Source organism: Shewanella sp. UCD-KL21, assembly GCF_001957135.1.
Classification (GTDB): domain Bacteria; phylum Pseudomonadota; class Gammaproteobacteria; order Enterobacterales; family Shewanellaceae; genus Shewanella.
Genome location: NZ_MPHK01000010.1, coordinates 88,270 through 111,399 on the forward strand (window position 1 = coordinate 88,270; position 23,130 = coordinate 111,399).

Below are 23,130 nucleotides of genomic sequence, written 5' to 3' on the forward strand. Positions count from 1 at the left end.
AAATGGATAGTGAAAAAACAATAGAGCTGCTGAAGAAAAAGATTCAACGAGAAACTAAAATTCGCAAAGCTGCTGAATCGCTATTGGAAGAAAAAAGTACCGAACTCTATTTCGCAAAATTACTTGTGGAAGACTCTTTAGTTGTTGCGAAAAAACAAGCTGAACAAGATGAACAACTGCTGATCTTCATCAATAAATTAGAATCTACCCTGTCACATTATAACTCGCAGTTATTACAAGTCCCTCCCAGTGATCTGGTGATCCAACAATTACTTGAAGATCTAATGGATACTGCCAATATTAAAGCAATCCGCTTGTCTTCCAGCTTGGATATATTAGAACATAAACACTTACAATCCGGTGAAGAATCCACCTTCGATGAGTTTCCAACCACAAAAGATAATTTCCAATGGAATCAAGATAAAACCGAGCTTGTGGTATATCTGCAGTTTGGACCTAAAAAAGTGGGCCGATTACATTTTATTTTCCATACCTGCCCTCAAGAAAGCTGGCATCGCGTGATTGAAAAACAATACTGTTTAATTGCCGATATGATAAGTGCCTCTTTTCAACGCCAATTATTACTTAACAAGACCATTAAAGAAAAGATCAGAGCTGAACACTCAGAAAAGTCCACCCGTGACTTTGTGGCAATGATTAACCATGAATTAAGAACCCCCTTAAATGGCTTACTTGGGGCAGCTGAACTCATGGAAGACACCTCCATTACCAGCTACCAAAAAAAATTACTCATGAGCGTACATCAAGCGGGAGAAATGCTTCGAGTTATCATTAATGACTTACTTGATATCAGTAAAATGAACGCTGGTATGCTTGAGCTGAAATTAACCACATTCAGTCCTCAAACCCTAATTGATACCATAGAACAAATTTTTGCTGAAAAAATCAAAGCCAAGGGACTGACATTTGCTTGCAAAATGGACCAATCAATACCTACCACTCTACTTGGGGATGCAGACAGGATTAAACAAATCCTAATCAACCTAATCGGCAATTCAGTTAAATTTACCAATCAAGGATCGATTCATCTACACACATCATGGCAAGACACGTCATTGATTTTTATTATCTCTGACACTGGCTGCGGTATCCCCAAAAATAAGCAAGCAAGCTTATTTGAGCCCTTCACCCAAGTCGATAACTCTAGCCAAAGAAAGTTTGAGGGAACTGGTTTAGGGCTATCCATTTGTAAGCAGTTGATTGAATTAATGAATGGTGAAGTCAGCTTAGTCAGTACCCTTGATAAAGGGACAGAGTTTACCGTTAAGCTTCCCCTTGAACTTGCCGTAGAGAATAATCAAAGTGTTATTGAGGTAAACAATAATACTCACAGTATCAATCATCTACACATTTTAGCCGTAGAAGACATCAAGACCAATCAAGTTATTTTAGGCATGATGCTAGATAAATTTAACATAAACTATCAGTTCGCAGATAATGGAGAACTCGCCCTTGAAGTCTTAAAAAATAATGAATTTGATATCATCTTAATGGATTGCCGCATGCCCATTTTAGACGGTTTTCAAACCACCAAACACCTACGTGAGCAGGGTTACACTAAACCGATTATTGCACTAACGGCAGGCACCACATCCACAGAAGTAGCTGAATGCGTTGAATCAGGCATGAATGACATTTTACACAAACCTTATAAACTAAAAGAGTTAGAGGCTGCGTTAAAAAAATGGAGCTATGGGCTACAAAACTATGATATTTAGCTCATCAGATGACCTTTGGTAAAATGCTAATTTTCCTATTTATGTAAAAGTACGCCCTTTAATGACCTGCATCATACTGATAAAAATGACAGTTTTGCTTAAGAAGCGCTCTTAATCCAATATAACTTCAAAAAAAATGGCTAATACCTTTCAGTATTAGCCATTTTGCTTAGGGGAAACTTATCAGGCTACTGTAGCAGCCTCTTTATCAGCGCTTTTATCCGAAAAAGACACACTATTTTTAAAAATAAAACGATTAGCTAATAACGCAAAACTGATACAGGCAATTAAGGTTATTGGCATCAAGTGAATATAGTGCCAGCTCGAAAATAACGGCGAGAACTCAAATGTTAATGAGGCATATAGCAACACCCCAAAAATCACTGCACCAATACCGGCACGAGCATCGACATTTTTAAAAACTAAACCGACAATAAAGATAGATAAAATAGGCATGCTTAGTAAGCCGTTTAGCTGCTGCAATAGATTAATAATGCTTTCTGCTTGCTGGTAAATAGGCACTAAAGTCAACGTTAGGGCACTTAATAGTAAGGTCACCCAACCACTTAAATGCACCACATTAGGATCGGCTTTAATGTAGGTTTCATGGATATCGCAAACATATAATGCAGTAGCAGAGTTAAGCAGAGAGTTGTAGGTTGATAGCACAGCAGCAGCCATAGCGGCAGCAAATACACCTGTTAACCATGTTGGCATTACATCACCAACAATGCGGCCATATGCAGTATCACCAATATCGCCATACAATTTGTATGAGATGATGCCAGGCAAAACAACAATGGCTGGTACAATCAATAAGCGAATACCAGCAGCGACCAATACCCCTTTTTGCGCTTCTTTCACATTGGGGGCCGCCATGGCTCTTTGGGTAATGGTTTGGTTTGTGCCCCAGTAATACATTTGAATAAAGATCATCCCGGTGAATAAGGTTTGCCACGGTAACGGCGAGTCAGTATCACCAATCAGAGTTAAGCGCTCGGCAGGGATATCACTAAAATCAAAATTGATGGCCTGCAGTGCCATAAAGACCACTAAAATGGCCATGGTAAGAAGTAGCACACCTGAGTAGGTATCTGATACCGCAACTGCGCGCAGTCCACCAAAAAAAGCATAGATAGCACCTAAGCTAGCAAATGCGATTGCGATATACATCAAAGGGATATCGACATTAAACATAGTTTGCATAAATAGCGAACCTGAGTAGATAACCGCTGGCATGTAAATAAACGCATTACCCAGTAAAAATAAGCCACCAATAACCGCACGTATGTGTTTATTGTTATAACGTTTTTCTAAAAGTTCTGTGGTGGTGGTGCAGTTATAGCGGTAATAAACCGGTAAAAACACTTTGGCTAAAATAATTAAGCCAATGACCGCGGCAAACTCCCACCAAGCCAGCAGCGCCATTTGATTACCATTCATGCCTACGAGCTGATCTGTGCTCAAGTTAGTTAAGGTGATAGAGCCGGCGACAAACATCCAACTTAAGCCGCCACCAGCGAGAAAGTACTCTTTATTTTGATTTGTTTTTAATCTGTTAGAGCCACGGCATTTCAAATAGGTCATTAAGCCAATTATTGCGGTGACAACCACGAATACTATAATTTGAATAGTGTTGTCTGACATTGTATATCCCCAGTGTTTATTGTTATTTTCAGCACAATGTCTAGCTTTTGCTGACTTCTAATTTGATGTTACTAATTTTGTTACCCGCCAAGGTTTTATTATGAAGCTGAATGAGGCTATTGAGCTGATATAGCGACATCAACATGGCATACAGCGGCGACAGATAGCCTAGCTTGTTGAGTTCAGCCAAGGTTTCACTGTCTAGTTGTTGTAATTTCTCTTCATTAATCGTGATTAAACCGGTTAGATTTTGTGGCAAACCATCTTGATGGTTAACCACAATGGTGATGTATTTCATTAGGCCTAATTCAGATATTTTTTGGCTAAACCTTTGGGTTAGCATGTCGTTATGCATATCTGCTTCGATCAGATTTTTAATATTGCTAAGGTACAAACTGGCGCTGCCATCTTGTTCAAAAATAGCTTGTCCGGACTCAGCTGAGAGTGCGCTGTCATCCGCATCGATCCCAATGGTGTACTGCTGTGGATTATCAGGCGATTGCATCAAATAAAATGGAAAGGTCTGTAAGCTCGTGGGGGGATATGAGCCTTGCCATTGGCTATCAGTAACAAATAAATTGTTACCTTGTTCAAAACTGGTAAAACCTGTAAGCACTTGCTGGCCAGTTTGATTATCACGTACAAAAAAGATAGCCATGCTACAGGCCGCTTTGGCCACTTCCGTTACCCGCAAATTAACAAGGTTTTGCTTGGCGGCATTTTTAGCGCCACTGTGAGGCACTACATATAGCTGTTGATGAAGTTCTGGTGACAGTTCGACTAATGTTTTCATTGTTATTATTCTTTTAGTAAGTGCTTGCTAACCATTTGGTTATAAAATCACGATGAGGGGGTAAGTTACTTAGCATTTGCTGAGTGAGCTGTTGATTACGCTGCAGTATTGACTGAGCTTGTGCTTGTTGCTGGTAAAGGTGAGCTTGCTGGCTAAAGTCAGGTTTAAACTCCATGCCGTACAGCACATACTGGTAGCTAGCCGCAGGAAATAGCTCAATTGGGCCATTAAAATCATGACTTGTTGGGCCACGAAATGCCCAAATAGCCAGATCCTCTTGCAAGGATTGTGGAATAGATTCAATGTCGCAATGGGCTTGCCAATAGGGCTCTTTGCGCTTAGTGAGCATATAATGCAGCTTTAAAAAATCAATAATGCGACGCCAGCGGTAACTCATCTGCTGATTAAATCGCTTGGCGGTAATCGCCATGACGGATCGATTAACCGGTAAGTTTTCGGCAATAAATCGAGCCGACATTTCAATCAACATAATCGCCGTGGCTTCTAGTGGCTCAACAAACCCGCCAGCCATGCCGACTGCGACACAGTTATTCTGCCAAAAGCGTTCGCGGTGACCGCTTTGATAACTGATCTTTTTAACCGCTAATCCTTCAGCGGCAGGACCAATATAATTACGCAGGTTTTGCTCGGCTTGCTCGTCCGTTAGATACTGACTGGAATACACATGACCAACACCACGGCGATGGGTTAAGCCAATATCCCATATCCAACCAGCATCTTGGGCGGTGGCAATGGTGTGAGAAGCAATAGGACTGCGATCGTGCTCGTAAGGCACTTGCATCGCTAGAGCGCGGTCATTAAACAATACTTTATCTTGTTTTATGAACGGCACTTTTAAGGTTTTACCGATTAATAAAGCGGCAAGGCCAGTACAATCAATAAATAAATCAGCATAAAAATCTGGGTTATCGGTTAACGAAAGGCTGACAATATCACCCTGCTCATCTTGGTTAACCGTGGCGACGGTATCAATCAGATGATTAACGTTTAAGTTGGTTTTACAGTGCTGCTTGAGTACTTCAGCAAAAGCGCCAGCATCAAGGTGGTAAGCATAGTTACAGCTGCCTTGGTATTCACCTTCAGCCATGCCCCGCGGCGCTAAGCCCGCTTCGCAGATAGCATGCTGAAAATTAGATTCAGGCGCATAGTCTTTAATATCGTCAACATACGGGGCAAGGTCGATACGGCCATAACCTAGCGGTACAGTAAAGGGGTGGTAGTAAAAGTCGCCATTTCCATGCACCCAATTGACAAACTTTCCGCCTTGCTTAAAAGTGGCATGACAAGCTTTAAAAACATCACTTTCTTTTAGACCAATTTGTTGTAGGGTGTTTTTCATGGTCGGCCAAGTCCCCTCGCCTACCCCTACAGTTGGAATATCTGATGATTCAATGAGGGTGATTTCTATACCGCTCATGTGATGATTTTTATGCTGAGATGCGAGGATTGCTGCAGTTAACCAACCCGCTGTGCCGCCGCCTACGATGGCGATTTTTGTTATTGATTTCGGCATAGATTTATACTTCCTGTTTAAATCGAAGACACAATATATCATTTGAAATAATCATTTGCTAAACCCTAATAGAGTAAGGCTTAACAAAAGACTATTGAAAAAAAGACAGGTGCAAGCACCTGTCTTATATCACTTTTAAGCGTTAGAACTTACCTCTAAAGCCAACAGCATAGCGTGAACCATTGTCTTCAACTGAGTAGATTTGATTACCAAAGCGTCCGGTTTGCACTAATTCTTCTTCAGTAATATTAATCCCTTCAACAAACACAGATACATGCTCGTTAATATCGTAGCTTGCGCTAATATCCCACTGACCAAAGGTTTCAGTATTAACAGGTTCGCCGTTAAATCCATTATCTAACTGACGTAAGAAGCCTTCACGATTGTTAAAGGCTACACGCGCTTGCCAGCTGTCTTGCTCATAGAACAAAATAAGGTTTTGTGAATCACCCAAGCCTTCTAAAGCAAAGCTTTGGGTAGTATTCGCATCAACTTTTACATTGCTATCTACCACTGTGGCATTAGCTGTAATACCAAAACCATTATCAAACATATGAGTTAAAGCGATCTCATAACCGGTGATTCGAGCTGACTCACCGTTTCTTGGTCTTGTCACAGTGTAAGTCTCTTGCGCACCATTTAATTCTTCTGTCACTGGCACTAAGTCAGATGAACATAGCTCAGAATTATTGGTATTACACAAAAAGTCAGTCGGCTCACGATCAGTCATGTTATAGCTTTCTTCACCCGTTAAGGTCACGATGAAGTCTTCTACTTCTTTACTGAAAAAGGCAAAACTGAATAAGCTGGCATCGTTGTAATACCACTCGTAGGAAATATCCCAGTTTTGAGCTCTAAAAGGTTCAAGTGAAGGGTTACCACCACTTGCGGTTAAATTTTGACGGCGAGGCTCATTGAATGTCGTAGATGGTGACATCTGCGACATTGTTGGACGGGTTAATGAATCATAAACCGCAAAACGTAACACCATGTCATCTTGCACATCTAACTTAACATTCAGGCTAGGTAGCAAGTTTGAATAACTGCCGCCATCAGTGATGTTAGTTGCAGGGCCGTATACATTGGCAAATAACGTCGCATCTGAGGTAGGCACAATATCGGTAACAAAACTTTGTATCGCAGAAACTTCAACATCAGTAGTTGAATAACGAGCACCTAAATCAACCGTTAATGGCATATCAGCAACATCATATACAAAGGTAAAATTCATATACAAGCTATTGATATCTTCATTAATGGTGTAACGGTTATTTTGTAGGGTCGGTACAATTGGGTTACCTGTATCCGCTAAATAATCGATGACTGCGTCACCATCATAGGTATAGAAGGTATCGATTAATCCAGGGAAAAAGTTATTGGCGGTAAATGGGCGGAAATCAATAACATCGTTAGGTGCTGCTTGACCATAACCGCAGAATGCACATTGGTTACCATAAACTTGGAATGATGATTTTTCACGCTCTTGACGGTATATACCAAAATTTGCCTTAGTAAATACAATAGAGTCAGGGGTATATTCAAAATCCGCTTTGTATTCAGTAATTTCGTCTTCATCAGTAAACTGGTTACCTTTCTCGTTGTAGTGCATACGAGATAAGTTAGGATCTGGTAAGTTGCCGCCACCAAAACCGTCATGCTCAACCGTCGGAGTGCTACCTGTACCATCAAAGGCATAATTATTGATCATACCCACAACGTTGAAGCGGTCACGGCCTGCACGGTCGTTTTCAGCCGTTGAGGTTGACACATCAAAGTCAGCTTTTAATTGATCGTTAATATCCCACTTTACATTTAAGCCGTAACCTTGGTTAGTGACGTCACGAGAGTTACGGGTGTGAGAAACGAAATCCGTTGCAGGATCGCCACTACCGCTACTCAAACCAATATCTTGGCTGAAGGTAAGTAAGGTACCTGTTGCAGGATCAATTGTTGCGTTGCCTACACGATCTGGTTCAAACCAAGATGCTAAATCAGTAACTTGTGAATCCACTTCAAATTTAGAGATAAAACCATCTAAGGTAATACTCACATCTTCAGAGGGGGCGTATTGCAAAACTAAACTGCCGTTAGTTCTAGTGCGGTCTTGCTCATCAACTATTTGATCCCAGTTACGTGGAATATAAGCATTGGTAAACAACACGCCATCGCGACTGTTAGAAATGGTTTGCCCTGAACGCCAACCGGCTGTGGCAATTTGATTAATTTGAACTTTACGTTCTTGATGACTCACGGCCAATAACACGCCCATTTTATCATCGTTAAAAGTATTACTGATCAAAGCTGATGCAGAAGGTGAAACCTCTTCTGAAAGACTTTCATACATACCTTTAATTGAACCTACCAACTGGAAACCTTCATAGTCGAATGGTTTTGCCGTTGATATATCAATCGTGCCACCAATACCACCCTCTTGCATGGTGGCATTGGTGGTTTTGTAAACATTGGCCCCAGTAATTTGATCTGCGGCCAGAATATCAAAGTTAAATTCGCGGCCAGCACTATCTGTTGCTACCTGACGACCATTAACCAACACAGTGTTAAACTGAGGGCCAAAACCACGTACAGTGACCGCTTGGCCTTCCCCGCCGCTACGATCGATAGAAACCCCAGTAATACGCTGTAATGATTCAGCTACGTTTAAATCAGGAAATTTACCTAAATCTTCTGCTGAAATACCATCAGAAACCACGTCTGCTGATTTCTTATCAAGCATTGAGTTTTTTAAACTACTACGTATCCCTGTTACCGCAATGACTTCAATTTGATCTGCACCTTGATCTGCTTCTGCAGCGACAGCTCCCATGCTGCCCAAAGCACCTGCAATTGCAAGTGCAATGCTGGTCCTTTTTCCCAGTGTAGACATTCCTTTTGTATGCATTTCTATCTCCCCTGTTTGTGTTTGTTGCTTTTTTGAAAAAGTCTGATCTTATAATTAAAACGTATTTATCTTATAAATATATTAATTAGGGTTGAATATCAACCTTTTCTTAACAACTGGCTTTAGAATACTGGTGGTTTATTGCAACAAACGCGGTGATTTTTTCACATTTAAGCGAGGAATGGTTATAGCTTATTTTTATATTTTATACATTATTAATCATAGACTTGCTTACATTCACTCATGAGAGCAAGCAAAGCTAGTTATTTAGCAGAGCCTAATGTTTGGAGGTGAAAGCCGCTGAAATCTTCAATATTCACCTTCAGCAAAAATTACATAATTAGAACAATTACGTAATTTTTGCCGTAGTCACTTTCAGCTTTAATGCTGCGAAGAGTTACTTTTCCAGCTCATACCTGTGGCAAAACGTGCAGGAAAGCCTTTCCAGGCAGGTGTAGGCTTACCTTCAACATTTTGTTGGTTTGACGAACCTTCAAGTTGCAGGAACTCACATTGCTTAGCTTGTTTCTTCACATGACAGTCCATCATGGCTAAGACAAAATGTTCGTTTATCGCATTTAACTGACGACTGTCCCACGCTGGCTCAAAATAATGACCTAAATCCAAGTCATTATTAAAGGCTACTTTAGGGGCGGGATGCGGCGCAATATTATGCCGTGCATTATGGTAGGTAAGTAAATAACTTGGCGATCCTGTTTGCTGATAAGCATCTTCAATGCCCTCATAGCCAGAAACATCATCTAAGTCACCCGCAATATATAGCATGGGTACGTCAATGTTTTGCAGTGATTTAGGCGCAAATAACTGATGCTGCGCTCCCCATGGTGCTATGGCTACCGCAGCTTGCCATTTAGGATCGGTTTGAACATCGGCTTTACCGGCTGTGCAAGTATTTAATAATGCCATTGCCTGCTGGATCACCTGAGGGTTATCTGTCCCAGTAAATTGCGCAGTGGTCTTTTCATTAAACTGATAACAGCCGCCAACTGTATTAATTGCGCCATAACCTCCCATTGAATACCCCAGCAAACCGGCATGATTTTTATCAATGACACTGCTGGCAAAATGAGTTTGGGCCGTCAGGTAATCTAAGGTAAATTGTTGATCGCGAGCGCGATTTAACAAGGTACTAAAAAAGCCGCTAAAGGGGGTATTTACCATATCAACTTCAGCATTTGTTGAATCTGTATGGTCGATAGCGGCAACAACATAACCGTTGGCAGCAAGATGCTCGCCAAGATAAAACATAATAGTGCGGTAACCTGTATAGCCATGAGATAGCACGATAACGGGAAAGGATTGCTTTGGTTCCACCCTAATTTCAGCATCACGATAAGCGTTGGCAGCCATCTCAAAAGGCTGACCTAATCGGGTTTGATTGGCGTAGCTGGTTTTAGTGCTATGGTCTTTTAGCTGTTTGTCTGTGACGTTAGCAGGGTACCAAACCTCCAGTGTTAGCTGTCTATCTGTCACGCTTTGACTCATCACGTCAAATTGGTTTTTATGGGTTATCGTCACCGTTTTTACCCCTACTGGGTAAAGTGAGTTTTCAGCTTGCCCTGCAGCAGATAAAGCAGGTGCCACCTTTATTGGTAAGGCGACTGGATAAAGCTGCTCAGCAGCCTGAGCCATATTTATTAGTAAACAAGTAGATGCAAGAACGCTCATAATACCTGTAGGTATTTTATTACTAACAATCATATAGATATCCCTTCTATTATTATTGATTAACCTGTGATCAGGTTACTGTACAGGGGTAATGGTTAAACCGCTGCCAGCTTGGCAGACATACACATCCGCTTGCAAGCCAAAACGGCTTTGGTATTGATTATCAATAGCTTGCCTAATGATATCGACATCTTGCTCACGACATAGGCACACAATTGCACCACCAAAGCCGCCACCAGTCATTCTGACTGCGCCGCGATCGCCTAACGCTTGCTGGCAAATCTCAACCAAACCGTCTGTAGCAGGAACTGTGACTTCAAAATCGAATTTTAATGATTGATGTGATGCTGTCATCAGTTGACGAAGATGATCCATATCATTAGCCGCTAAGGCTTTGGTTGCCGCTAACACGCGAGCGTTTTCACTGATCACGTGATGAGCTCGTTTAAATTCGGTTGCTGTGAGTTGATCTTTATGGGTTTGTAGTAGCGCCACGTCTGCTAAACGTAAACTGCTTACCCCCATTTTGCTGGCGGCTTGTTCGCAATCTATACGGCGTTGATTGTATTCACTGTCAACAAGTTTGCGCGGGTAGTTGGAGTTAACGATGACCAGATTTAAATCTGCTGGTATTTGAATCGCTTTCGTTTGTAGGTGCTGGCAATCAATCAATAAAGCGTGTTGCGGCACACCTTTGGCCGAAATTAATTGATCCATGATGCCACATTGGCAATCCATAAAATCATTTTCTGCTTGCTGACCAAAAACAGCGATTTGCTCTAATGATAATCCCAGTTGGCTAAGCTGATTAAACATGCCAGCAATCGCCACTTCAAGTGCCGCTGAAGATGAAAGCCCGCTACCTTGCGGGACATCACTTTCAATTAATAAGTCAACGCCTTGAAGCTTATGCCCAGCACGTTGCAATACAAATGCCACTGCACGTATATAGTTGCCCCATTGCGAGTTCCCCTGCGTAATCGGCGCGGACAGCGAAAAAGACTCGACCTCATTCGGGTACATACTAGAGCGAACAACCACTTGGTTATCATCGCGTTGGCGGTAAGCCACTTGGGTTAAGAATGTCAGTGCACTAGGCAAGACAAAGCCATCATTATAATCGGTAAATTCACCAATAATGTTGACTCGCCCTGGTGCGCTGGCAATACCTTGTGCTTTGGTGTGATAGATTTGCTCAAAACGCTGAGCAAGTGTTGGGTTACTCATTAGGGCTTCCTTGCTTGTAATGAATGCTACTGGCTTGCTGCAGTAGTGTTGCTGCGGTTTCAGCCGTTAAATCTCGTTGACTTTCAGCCAGCATCTCATAGCCAACCATATGTTTTTTGACTGTTGCAGAACGAAGCAGTGGCGGGTAAAAATGGCCATGTAATCGCCAATGACTATCATCTTGTGTTGGCTGTGACGGTGCATTGTGCCAGCCCATTGAGTATGGAAAACTGCAATTGAATAGATTGTCATATTTGGTTGTTAACACTTTAATCGCTTCAGCAAGAGAAGCTTTATGTGCTTGGGTCATTTGCCCAAAGTGGCGAATATCCTCTTTGGCTACCACCAAGGTTTCAAATGGCCATGCAGCCCAATAAGGCACTACGACCAACCAATGTTGATTTTCGAACACGATACGTTGCTTGGCCTCAATTTCATGATCCACATAATCGCCCAGCAGTGCGCGACCATGTTTGGCAAAATAGGCTTGCTGATTGACATCTTCTAGTGCTATTTCACTGGAAAGATGATCGTGTGCCCAAATTTGTCCGTGAGGATGAGGTTGAGAGCAACCCATTACCGCACCTTTATTTTCGAAAATATGTACGCAGCGATACTGCTTAGCCAACTCTTGATAGTTTAACTGCCAGGTGTTGACGAGCTGTTCTATGGCCGTCAGTGGCAGTTCTGGCAAGGTGACATTATGCTGATCAGAAAAACAAATTACCCGACATTCACCGCTAGCAGCTTCCGCCATAAATAGTGGCTGTTTGCTATCTTGTGCAACAGCTTGGTGAGTTGGGTTGAGCGCCCCAAAGTCATTAGTAAATACAAAGGTGCCTTGATATTCAGGGTTAGTTACATTGTTTGCACGCTGATTACCTGAACATAGTGGGCAATTAGCATCATAGCTAGGCAAACTGGTTTGTTCACTTGCCTCTGTCGCCCCTTGCCATGGGCGATTATTCCTCTGGGGTGACACTAACACCCAATCACCGCTTAATGGGTTCTTTCGACGGTGAGTAAATTCAAGATCAGCCATGCAATCCTCTAGCTAAAATGCAATATCATAAGTGATTTTTAGTATTTATATGATAAATACTACTATTGATTTTTTATTTGTACAAGTCACAGCAACGTAAGTTGTTAACTTAATGTGACTAAAATAGTCAGACTGTCAAGTTTACTCAAACGGGTTATATTTAAAACAGCAATGGCTGTTGCTTGCGCTTAAGTACGCGCTTTCGCTATGATAAAAAACAATATATAGTATTTATCATATAATATATTGAATTTGTATTTATCTTACTTTTAATAGGTTAAATACACAGAGTGTAGCGCAGTAAACAAGGATAGACGGTAATGAGAACCGCTTCAGAAATGTACGATATTGTGGTGATTGGCGGCGGCATTAATGGTGTTGGTATCGCTGCCGATGCTGCTAGTCGCGGTTTAAAAATATTGTTATGTGAACAAAATGACTTGGCATCTGCTACCTCATCAAATAGTAGCAAATTGATCCATGGTGGATTGCGCTACCTTGAGCATTATGAATTTAGATTAGTCAAAGAGGCATTAGCTGAGCGCGAAGTGCTATTAAGAAATGCGCCTCATATTATTAAGCCGTTAACGTTTCATTTACCTCATCAAGATCACTTGCGCCCGGCCTGGATGATCCGCCTTGGGCTGATGATGTATGACAACTTGGCGAAAAGAATTACCTTACCAAAATCAAAATCCATTAAGTTCTCAGCAGATAATCCGCTAAAATCAGAAATAACCAAAGGCTTTAGTTATGCCGATGCTTGGGTTGATGACTCTCGAATGGTGGTGCTAAATGCATTGCAGGCCAAGCAACTGGGTGCCCAGATTTATACTCGCACCCGCTGCGTTAACGCTAAACGTGAACAGCAACACTGGCTTGTCACTTTGGAATGCCAGCAAACAGGCAAGCAATTTTCGGTTAAATCAAAAGCGCTAGTGAATGCCTCTGGCCCATGGGTGGCGAAATTGTTTGATGATGTATTGCCCTTCACTAGTCCACAAAACATCCGTTTGGTCAGAGGCAGCCACATTGTCGTGCCTCGTATTCATTCACAGCCCCAAGCTTATATCTTGCAAAATGAAGATCAGCGCATCGTATTTATTCTGCCTTTTGAAGATGATTATTCATTAATTGGTACCACAGATATGGATTATCAAGGCGATCCTGGGCAAGTACAGATTAACGATGAAGAAATTGACTACCTGATTGATATCACCAACAGTTATTTTAAGCAGCAGATTAGCCGTAATGACGTATTGCATACCTTTTCTGGTGTGAGGCCTTTAATTGATGACGAAGCTGAATCCGCCCAGAAAGTAAGTCGTGATTATCGATTTGAAATTGACGCCCCAAAGCTTGATGATGGCCAGCAAGCTGCAGTCTTACTGTCTGCTTTTGGTGGCAAAATTACTACCTATCGTAAATTGTCTGAAGCTGCGGTTAATCAATTAGCCGCTTATTTTCCGCAATTAGCCCCAAGCAACACCGCCAATCAACCTTTACCCGGTGGTAATATTTCTTCAATTACCACCTTGTTAGCACAGTTAAAAGCCCTGTACCCAAATATGCCCCAGCAACTTATCCACCGCTGGGCAAGAAGTTACGGCACTTTAACGATGGATGTTATTGGCTCAGCAACTTGCGAGGCACAGTTAGGGCAAGACTTTGGCCATGGATTATATGCAGCTGAAGTCGACTACCTTATTGCCAATGAATGGGCACAGGATGCCAGTGATATTTTATGGCGCCGAACCAAGGTGGGATTACGTTTTAATGCACAGCAAACCCAAGTGTTGCAATCTTATCTAATGAGTCGACGAACAAAGCATTGCCAAGCCACGATTGGCAATCAAGTTTGCGATACACAAAACTTAACGTCAATGGCCGATACAGGTTAACGGCCGTTAATGGTATTGACTCATTTTCTGATACACCACCTCAAAACCTTTTAAGGTTGCTTGGTTCACACTAACCAATTGCGTGTTAATTTGACAACGACTCAATACATTCGCAAAGCATTGACTGAGATGCTCAGGGCCAATAATGGTGATGGGTGGTAAACCGCTAAAATCCCATTCTTTAGCGTTTATTGCCGCCTTAACATCATGGGCAATTAATAATCCCGACAGGTAACAATGAGCTTGTTTAGGGCTGGTATTGTTAAACAATTGCTGGCTTCTGACGCTAAACAAGCCGTGGCTAAAGTTATCTATCTCACTGTCTAAAATGAACTTAGCACCTTGGGTAAATGCGTCAAAATCAAAGTCTGTTTCAGTGGCTTTATCTTGGATAAGGACGCTTTGATTTGATAGTAAGTCGTATAACTCACCGGTTAAAGCCGTTTTAAAGAGCTGTACCACACCGTCTTCAATGAGTACCCACTTAGTATGAGTGCCCGGCAAACAAACAAGATGTCGCCCTTGTTTGTTTGCTGCAGATAAGTTTAACCAGCCCAGTAACTGACATTCTTCGCCGCGCATAGCATCAAAATGATGCGGCGCTATTTGGCAACTAAGACCGGGGAAAATAGTAATAGGATTACCGTGACAACAAAAACTCATACCAGCATAAATAATTTGTTCAGGAGCAATAGGGCAAGGCAGATAAGGGGTTTCTTTCCAGCCGATACTGGAGCCTATTTGGCCTATCATTAAAATATCTAGCACCCCGTATCGTTCAACCCAAGGGCTTATGGTTTCTAATAAGGTGGTTTGAAAATCACTTTGGATTTTCTGTACCCCTAAACTGTTAACCCGTTCAATCACTTGAATGGGCTGCTTGACACTGATGTGGCATAAATAAGCCCGTAAATGGCTGGTGCCCCAATCAATTGCAATAAAATGAGCTTTCCCGACCACGATTTACGCTCTCCCGCCATCAATATTAATGCACTGACCGGTGATCATTTGGCTGTTATCTGAAGCTAAAAATAACGCAAGCGCTGCCACATCTTCAGGAGTGATTCGACGTTTAATCGCCATTGATTCAGTCCACTTTTGTTCTTCTTCTTTTGTTAGCCAGCTCGACAGTTGTTTTTCCGTCGCCACCCAACCGGGTAAAATGGCATTAACTCGTACCCCATATTCGCCAAACTCTTTTGCAAGGGCGCGAGTCATGCCAATAATTCCCGCTTTAGCCGTCACATAACCTGTCATTTGTTGTGAGCCTAATAAGGCTGTAATGGAACTGAAATTAATGATACTGCCACATCTGTGCTGTTTCATGACGTTAAAGGCTGCTTGGGAGGCAAAAAATGTCGGGTCTAAATTAACTTGCATACACTTATGCCAAGACTCAGGCGATATGTGTTCAACCTCATGACGGGTATCATCTGCGACATTGTTAATCAACACATCAAGCCGACCAAAATGAGCGGTGGCCTCTATAATAGCGTCTTGTAATGCTTTGATATCGGTGACATCAACGGCTTTAAACCAAATTGACTGGCAAACATTGCTAGGTAATTGACTGATGAGCAGATCCGCCGTCTGGGCATCAATATCAACCAAAGCGACTTTGGCCTCTTGCTGTAAAAAAGCGCTCACCATGGCAGCACCTATGCCACTTGCACCACCTGTAATGAAAATCACTTTCTCTTTGAGTTGTTGGTATTGAGTTGAGTCATTCACCCTAGGTTCCATCCATTATTATTTTACTTAATGATATGTTGTTTATTGAGCGGGTTATGCATCTTGATAACATAGAACACCAGACCCCAAATGAATGTGTAAACCCGCTCTATATCAATCTTTTATCATTAATTTACTGCAAAACAAAGTTATATCATCTTTGCATTTAAATATGATATAACAGATTAATGTACCAACAATTGGATCTTTATCGGCATGGCTAATACACCACGACAGAATTTAACCCATCAATTAACCCATGATCTTGGTGTTGCGATAGTGAAAGGGGTTTACCCAATTGGTGAGGGATTACCCTCAGAAGCAGATTTATGTATTGAATACGATGTCAGTCGTAGTTCGACCCGTGAAGCGGTAAAAATGCTATCAGCTAAAGGCTTAATTACTTCACGCCCTAAGCAAGGGATCAGAGTCATGCCTGAAAGCCACTGGAATATGTTTGATACCGATGTACTACGTTGGATATTAAGCAGTAAACCGTCTTTGTCATTACTAAAAGAATTTACTCAAGTGCGCGTGGCACTGGAGCCACAAGCGGCAGCCTTAGCATCAGTGAATGCAACCCAAGCACAGCTAGATGATATTGCTAAAGCCTTAGAGCGCATGGCTGAAGCCGAACAAGGCTTAGATGATCCGCTCGAAGCCGATATCGCTTTTCATACCAGTATTTTAATTGCCAGTGGCAACCGCTTTTTTGTGCAGTTAACTGACTTCATTGGAACCGCTTTACGAGTGAGCATTCGCTATACCAACAAAATAAAAGGTGTCGCAGGAGCCGATGTGTCTAAGCACGCAGAAATTTATAATGCGATAAAAATGCGTAATCCGGTATTAGCTCAAGCGGCAGTGACCATGATTTTACAAGAAGCGTTAGAGTTGATTGAGTCTAAGCTTTAATCACATATTTTGTAATTACATATTGAAAGTCGCTTATATTGGCATTCAATAAAAATGCACCTCAAATGAGGTGCATTTTTGCATTAACTAGCAGGTGAATTATCGGTTCAAACTTGATTCAATTCAAAGATTAATGAGGTTTGCGGAAAGGTGACCGGTAACTGCATACCAATAAACATTAATGCCTCACCAGTAAATACTTGGCCATCAATCACACCTAAAACATTATCTGAATACTCAAATAACTGCGTCGGCCACAATGTAGTGATTTTATATTTCGCCTGTGGACTTAACCCTGCAAAGCGGTATTTAGGCGGAGTAGTGCGTGGCGTTTCTTTGATGCTGTTATAGGCAAATAACGCCTGAGTTGCATCAGCATTAACCACCCCAAAATCTATCGATAAACCATCACTGTCTAGACGCACTAACTTACCCGAGTGGATTAACTGACGATGTTGCTTATGCAATTTAATGATCTGCTGTAATTGCTCACGCTCATTGTCGGTTAATTCCCTTGGGTCCATCTCAATGCCCATATGACCGAAAAATGCCACCGCGGCGCGGGTCGCAATGCTGATGTGGCGACCGGTAATATGACAATCGCGCGGGCCAACATGGGCGCCCATAATTTCAGCAGGAAAAAAGAACGAGCAGCCACGTTGAATGTGTAATCTGTCGAGCGCATCATTAGAATCCGATGTCCATACTCGGTCAGTATGCTGTAACACGCCTAAATCAATTCTTGCGCCGCCTGAGGAGCAGCTTTCAATTTCAACATGGGGATGCGCCTGCTTTAAATCGGCAATTAATTGATAAGCCGCCAAGGTTTGCTGGTGTACCGCAGGCTTGCCTATTGCGTTACCCGCATGGTTTAAATCACGGTTCATGTCCCATTTGATATACACAATTTGAGGGTACTCAAGCAAGATGTCGTTGATGGCGTTAAATAAGTAATCAGTCACTTGTTTGCGAGTTAAATCAAGTACCAGTTGTTTCCTAAACTTGAGCTGTTCATTACCACGGGTTTGTAATACCCAATCAGGGTGGGCGCGGTATAAGTCGCTGTCTGGATTAACCATTTCGGGCTCAAACCATAAGCCAAATTCCATCCCTACATGATTGACATGATCAATTAATGGCTGAAGCCCCTGAGGATAAATGCCTTCGTCCACCGTCCAATCGCCCAAACCAGCAAAGTCACCACGACGTCCTTTAAACCAACCATCATCAAGAACAAAACGCTCAGCGCCAATGTCTGCCGCTTGTGAAGCTAACGACTTTAAGGTATCAACATCATGGTCAAAATAAATCCCTTCCCAAGTGTTGTAATGAATTGGCCGCGGCTTTTGTTTAACTGGCTCACGAATAAATTGCTGACGAATAAATTGATGATAACAAGCCGATAAACCACTAAAACCTTGATCAGAATAGGCCATATACAGCGTTGGACTTTGATAGCGCTGCTGCGGCGGCAATGACAATTCACCGGGCATGAGTAGCTCACCCATTTGCACATAACTGCGACCTTCTGCCAGTAATTCTGCGCGCATTTTGTGGTTACCGCTCCAGCCTAAATGAAACCCATAACACTCGCCGCCTTGCTCATGGGTAAGCTTGTTGTGCATGACTAAGCCGGGGAAGTTATCGTGGGAGGTTTTACCCTTGCGGTTTTCTCGTACATAGCTGCCAAGGAACAAATCAAACGAATGACGCTGAAACTCATTTGACCAACGGCCCTCAAAAGACATGATTTGATTAATATGCAGCGGTAGCGGCATGGTGGGCGCTGCGCACCAATTTAGCTGCATGGCTTGTGAGCTGTCATTAATTAACTGAGTCTCAGCACTTAGCACATCGGTAAGAGGGTCAAGTTTAAGGCTATGAATTACGCTGATTTGGCGTAGCTCATCTTTACTAGTGAATACCACCTGATTATCTTGTTGCTTAACCTGAGTGAGCTTGCCGCCTAGAGACCAAGCATCTGCATCATTGCTAATTTCAATCCCTGGCGCCCCAGTAAACCCTTGGCCCATTAACGGAGATAGCGCAATGGGCGCTTCAGTCACAACCGAGCATTTGGCCTCTTGACGAGTCGATAATTGGTCGATCATCCCGCTAGTGGTGGTATTGGATAATTTTTTTCCAAAGTAGGCAATAGCCGGGGTATTGCTCTGGCAATCAATGATTAAACTGCTATTAAGGCTATGCAATACAACAGAAGAGGCAAACGATAACATGAATTCAATTTCCTTTTTGAACGAGCCAAACGCTAACTAATGCACGAAATGATAATCTTTTTGCAACAAAAATACTATATATCATATAAATGCTGAGTTAGTATATTGGCCATTAAACAGCAGGCATTAATTTGGCAACAAACCAAGTTGGGCTAACACAAATTGTACATTAACCGCTTAACTAGGATTGCGGTTATTTTAATGGAGAAAATCATGTTAGGTGTATGCTATTACCCAGAACATTGGCCTGAATCTATCTGGCAACAAGATGCCCAAGAAATGCGTCAATTGGGTTTAAAGTACGTCAGAATTGGTGAGTTTGCATGGTCTAAAATTGAGCCTCGTGATGGCGAATTTGATTTTGCTTGGTTAGATAAAGCCATTGCTACCCTTGCGGCAGAAGGCTTGCAAGTGATCATGTGTACCCCAACAGCTACACCGCCCAAATGGTTAATTGATAAACACCCTGACATTTTACCGGTTGATATTCACACCGGAGTGACTCGTGGCTTTGGTTCGCGCCGCCATTATGATTTTTCTAGTGAAAACTATTTCAACCAAGCGATGCGTATTTCTGAAGTGGTCGCCAAGCGTTATGGCCAGCACCCTGATGTGTGCGGCTGGCAAACCGATAATGAAATTGCCTGTCATGACACCACTCACAGTGGCTCATTAGTGGCAAAACAGGCTTTTCAGCTTTGGTGTCAACAGCAATATGCTGATATCGATAGCTTAAACACCGCATGGGGCAACATATTTTGGTCTATGGAATACCAAGATTTTAGCCAAATAGAACTGCCTATTTTAGCGGTAACCGAAACCAATCCTAGCCATCAATTGGCTTATCGTCGTTTTAGCTCAGATCAGGTGATTAAATTTCACGATGAAATGGTTAAGGTTATCCGTAAACATGCGCCGAACCGCTTTGTTACCCATAACTTTATTCCATTGGTAGATACCCAAACCGATAACTTTGCCTTAGCCAAAGATTTAGACTTTGTTAGTTACGATAATTATCCGTTAGGCCGCTCAGACATGTTCTTTAAACACATGCCTGCAGAGCAATACAAGCCGTATATGCGCACTGGTCATCCTGATTTTTCAAGCTATTCATTTGATCAAAGCCGTGGTGTTAGTCAAAACAACTTTTGGGTAATGGAGCAGCAACCAGGGCCTGTGAATTGGGCCCATCATAACCCTCGCCCAGAAAAAGGCATGGTGCGTTTATGGTCATGGCAAGCCTTTGCCCATGGCGCAGATTGTGTTTGTTACTTTAGATGGCGCCAAGTGCCCTTTGCTCAGGAGCAAATGCATGCAGGCATTAAGCGCAATGATAATTCTAAAGCCGCCGCGTGGAATGAAGTGAGTCAAATGCGTGATGAACTGGCCAAAGTAAACTTCTCTATTGAAGAAAACGTTGCAGCTAAAGTCGCCATTGTCACTGGCGCCCACAGCCAATGGGTAACTGAGATTGAACGCCAGGGCGACAGTTACAACCATCAACGAGTCGAATTTGGTTATTACACCGCATTACGTCAATTAGGCTTAGCGGTTGATTTTATCTCCGTTGACCATGATTTAAGCCCCTACAGTTTAGTGGTTGCCCCGTGTTTACCGATTGTTTCGGCTGAATTTGTGGCTAAGTGTCAGCGCGCAGATGCGCATATCGTATTTGGCCCTCGCAGCGGCGCGAAAACCCCCGAGTTATCATTGGTGGATAATTTAGGCCCGGGATTATTGCAGCAGTTAATTCCAATTAAAGTACTGTCAACTGAAACCATTCGCCCCGATTGCAGTGAAGTAATGACTTACCATGGAGAGTCGTTTGAAAGTCACTGCTGGCGAGAAGAGCTTGAGCTAAGTGAAGATGTGATAACCGAAGCCTTTTATCACGACGGCTTACCCGCGGTAGCACGATTTGATAAAACCAGTTATATCGCCTCACTCACCTGCGAAGCATTTTTGAAGACCTATTTTGCCAACTTGTGTCAGCAACTGGATATTGTCATGACCGAATTGCCCAAAGATGTGCGCATAGTTCATCGAGGTCAATATGCCTTTGTGTTTAACTATGGCGCTAAAGCAAAGCAATTGCCTAAAGTGATACAAGGTGAGTTTGTGCTGGGTAGTGCCGACTTAGCGCCTTATGATGTTGCGGTAATTAAACAGGCTTTATAATGAGTTAACCATAAATCCCATTCATCTGAATGGGATTTTTTTCACTAACCAAATACACATACTGGCGTTAGAGCTCATTGCGTTAAAACCGGTTGCAATTTAAGTCAGCTATTAATTGGGAGCAGTGCAAAGCCACCACAATATCAACTACAAACAACAGCAAATATAAATTTCAGGCACAAAAAAACCGACTTACGTCGGCTTTATCCTCAAAGAGGAGATGGTACCAGCGGTCGGACTCGAACCGACACGTCTTTCGACAGGGGATTTTGAATCCCCCATGTATACCAATTTCATCACGCTGGCATCATATTGTAGTCAATCAAGCTTGGCTCAATTGAGTGACGGAATTATACCTAGGCCAATGACAATGGCAAGCCCTTTCATAAGCAAAATGATCAAATCAATCTCAATAGCTTAAATCTCATTCAAGTAGGGCAAATTTGCGCTAATCGACATTAATAAATCTTCCCCATTAAAAAGCAGTGACTTTATTGATCGAGATCATAAATGTTAAAAAATGAAAATAGTATGTTAAAGATGGTTTTACAATGAAAGGATAATGATTATGGCTTTTTGGTTAGATTTAATGTTTGGTAACGCAATCGGATTGCTGTCAATGATTGTTATCTTCTGCACCATGGGGATCATGTCTTACATGATGTGGATGTTTATTGTGAAATCTGCTCCTAAGGAATAGTTACTACCCTCCTTCTATAATTTTTGTTATTTGTTATTTGTTTCTTTAGGGGGCTTTCGCCCCCATTTTTATGTTTATCCGACTCAATCTCTAGATTACGCGGCATGCTTTCTAGGTTGCACGAGACCATTTACAAACTGCGGGCGTGCTTTAATAAGGTGATTAAGCTCTTCCTTACTTGGCTCGCCTGCGGGTAATCTCAATACTTCACGATTTAAATACAATCGCGCTTTCATTGAAATTTTATACTCAGCAGTCGGCCCTTGAATCGCATAGTGACGCTCATTACCCACTAACTCTAAAATATTACTGTCCACTAAACCTTTAACCGCCAATTCGTTTTGCGGTAGCGCCAAAATTGTCGCTCCCTGTAAAAAGAACTCTCGCAGTAACGCTCGCTCAGCGGGATCAAGTAACTTAACTTTGGCTTCTATGGTTTCAACAGCGCGTTTTTCTTTTAAAATCCCAATCGTCTCGTCAACCACAAAGGTGAATAACTGGCTCAAGAAGAAAGCGGCACCAACAATGAGCCCTAAGCCAATAAAGTGGCCATAATCTGACACCAGTGCCGACAAAGAAAGCGTCTCCAGCACGTGCTGAGGTGCAACTAATAACACTGCACAAGCGATCACTAACCACAGCATAGTGCTGACTAAAACTCGTTTGATATTCACTAAATTTACAGCCTTTAATTTCATTTTCATCATCATGCTTTCCACAGTGTCAGATTTTTGAATCTAAACTTAGTAAAGCAATTTCAATGCCAATAAAATGGAAATGACTAAAAGTAGTTAACGCGATGACTTATTTAGCGGAAGAGCAAACAACGGCAGTTAGGCGCATCAAATAAGTTGTTTAATGCGCCATGAAGATCGAAGCTATGCTAGAAGTTTGGCTA

At 42.2% G+C, this 23,130-nt stretch carries 16 protein-coding genes and 1 tRNA gene; 5 read left to right on the forward strand and 12 right to left on the reverse strand.

Translation table 11 applies throughout. The features are described 5' to 3' along the window. Positions 1 to 2: 2 nt before the first annotated feature. Positions 3 to 1,739: an ATP-binding protein gene (locus BM739_RS10990; protein WP_076540561.1), complete on the forward strand. Its 1,737-nt coding sequence runs from the start codon at positions 3 to 5 to the stop codon at positions 1,737 to 1,739. Positions 1,740 to 1,922: 183 nt separating this feature from the next. On the opposite strand, the gene BM739_RS10995 is transcribed toward BM739_RS10990, so the two are convergent. The 7 genes from BM739_RS10995 to BM739_RS11025 all read right to left on the reverse strand — a co-directional run bounded on the left by BM739_RS10995 (position 1,923) and on the right by BM739_RS11025 (position 12,570). Continuing rightward, entirely contained in the window at positions 1,923 to 3,386 is a 1,464-nt protein-coding gene (locus tag BM739_RS10995; RefSeq protein ID WP_076540564.1) for an SLC5 family protein, read from the reverse strand. Positions 3,387 to 3,426: 40 nt separating this feature from the next. Continuing rightward, complete coding sequence (locus tag BM739_RS11000; protein WP_076540566.1) at positions 3,427 to 4,179, reverse strand: SapC family protein; 753 nt, start codon at positions 4,177 to 4,179, stop codon at positions 3,427 to 3,429. A 13-nt stretch (positions 4,180 to 4,192) separates the two neighbouring features. After that, positions 4,193 to 5,713, reverse strand: coding sequence for a tryptophan halogenase family protein (locus BM739_RS11005; protein ID WP_076540568.1), 1,521 nt, complete (start codon positions 5,711 to 5,713; stop codon positions 4,193 to 4,195). 142 nt (positions 5,714 to 5,855) lie between these two features. Then, positions 5,856 to 8,597: a TonB-dependent receptor gene (locus BM739_RS11010; RefSeq protein ID WP_076540661.1), complete on the reverse strand. Its 2,742-nt coding sequence runs from the start codon at positions 8,595 to 8,597 to the stop codon at positions 5,856 to 5,858. Positions 8,598 to 8,993: 396 nt separating this feature from the next. Continuing rightward, positions 8,994 to 10,334, reverse strand: a complete 1,341-nt coding sequence (locus tag BM739_RS11015; protein WP_076540570.1) for an acetylhydrolase — start codon at positions 10,332 to 10,334, stop codon at positions 8,994 to 8,996. A gap of 42 nt (positions 10,335 to 10,376) precedes the next feature. Then, positions 10,377 to 11,528 (reverse strand): galactokinase, encoded by a 1,152-nt coding sequence (gene galK, locus BM739_RS11020; protein ID WP_076540573.1) that lies wholly within the window; start codon positions 11,526 to 11,528, stop codon positions 10,377 to 10,379. Beyond that, entirely contained in the window at positions 11,521 to 12,570 is a 1,050-nt protein-coding gene (locus tag BM739_RS11025; protein WP_076540575.1) for a UDP-glucose--hexose-1-phosphate uridylyltransferase, read from the reverse strand. The genes galK and BM739_RS11025 overlap by 8 nt, the downstream gene beginning before the upstream one ends. A gap of 320 nt (positions 12,571 to 12,890) precedes the next feature. Between BM739_RS11025 and glpD the strand changes: the two genes are divergently transcribed. Then, positions 12,891 to 14,471: a glycerol-3-phosphate dehydrogenase gene (gene glpD / locus BM739_RS11030; RefSeq protein WP_076540577.1), complete on the forward strand. Its 1,581-nt coding sequence runs from the start codon at positions 12,891 to 12,893 to the stop codon at positions 14,469 to 14,471. A 6-nt stretch (positions 14,472 to 14,477) separates the two neighbouring features. Here the strand turns inward: glpD and BM739_RS11035 are convergent, their stop codons facing one another. Beyond that, complete coding sequence (locus tag BM739_RS11035) at positions 14,478 to 15,431, reverse strand: 2-dehydro-3-deoxygalactonokinase (RefSeq protein WP_076540579.1); 954 nt, start codon at positions 15,429 to 15,431, stop codon at positions 14,478 to 14,480. Between the two features lie 3 nt (positions 15,432 to 15,434). Continuing rightward, on the reverse strand, positions 15,435 to 16,214 hold the full coding sequence (locus BM739_RS11040) for an SDR family NAD(P)-dependent oxidoreductase (protein ID WP_076540581.1): 780 nt from the start codon (positions 16,212 to 16,214) through the stop codon (positions 15,435 to 15,437). Between the two features lie 204 nt (positions 16,215 to 16,418). Here BM739_RS11040 and BM739_RS11045 point away from each other — a divergent pair, with 204 nt between their 5' ends. Beyond that, on the forward strand, positions 16,419 to 17,117 hold the full coding sequence (locus BM739_RS11045) for a FadR/GntR family transcriptional regulator (RefSeq protein WP_076540583.1): 699 nt from the start codon (positions 16,419 to 16,421) through the stop codon (positions 17,115 to 17,117). 107 nt (positions 17,118 to 17,224) lie between these two features. Here the strand turns inward: BM739_RS11045 and BM739_RS11050 are convergent, their stop codons facing one another. Continuing rightward, complete coding sequence (locus BM739_RS11050; protein WP_076540585.1) at positions 17,225 to 19,354, reverse strand: alpha-galactosidase; 2,130 nt, start codon at positions 19,352 to 19,354, stop codon at positions 17,225 to 17,227. 213 nt (positions 19,355 to 19,567) lie between these two features. Between BM739_RS11050 and BM739_RS11055 the strand changes: the two genes are divergently transcribed. Further along, positions 19,568 to 21,532, forward strand: a complete 1,965-nt coding sequence (locus tag BM739_RS11055) for a beta-galactosidase (protein ID WP_083698131.1) — start codon at positions 19,568 to 19,570, stop codon at positions 21,530 to 21,532. Positions 21,533 to 21,753: 221 nt separating this feature from the next. On the opposite strand, the gene BM739_RS11060 is transcribed toward BM739_RS11055, so the two are convergent. Further along, a tRNA-Leu gene (locus BM739_RS11060) sits at positions 21,754 to 21,838 on the reverse strand. A gap of 262 nt (positions 21,839 to 22,100) precedes the next feature. Between BM739_RS11060 and BM739_RS11065 the strand changes: the two genes are divergently transcribed. Continuing rightward, positions 22,101 to 22,232: a DUF3149 domain-containing protein gene (locus BM739_RS11065; RefSeq protein ID WP_076540587.1), complete on the forward strand. Its 132-nt coding sequence runs from the start codon at positions 22,101 to 22,103 to the stop codon at positions 22,230 to 22,232. Between the two features lie 95 nt (positions 22,233 to 22,327). Here the strand turns inward: BM739_RS11065 and BM739_RS11070 are convergent, their stop codons facing one another. Continuing rightward, positions 22,328 to 22,939: a superinfection exclusion B family protein gene (locus BM739_RS11070; RefSeq protein WP_076540588.1), complete on the reverse strand. Its 612-nt coding sequence runs from the start codon at positions 22,937 to 22,939 to the stop codon at positions 22,328 to 22,330. Between the last annotated feature and the right edge of the window lie 191 nt (positions 22,940 to 23,130).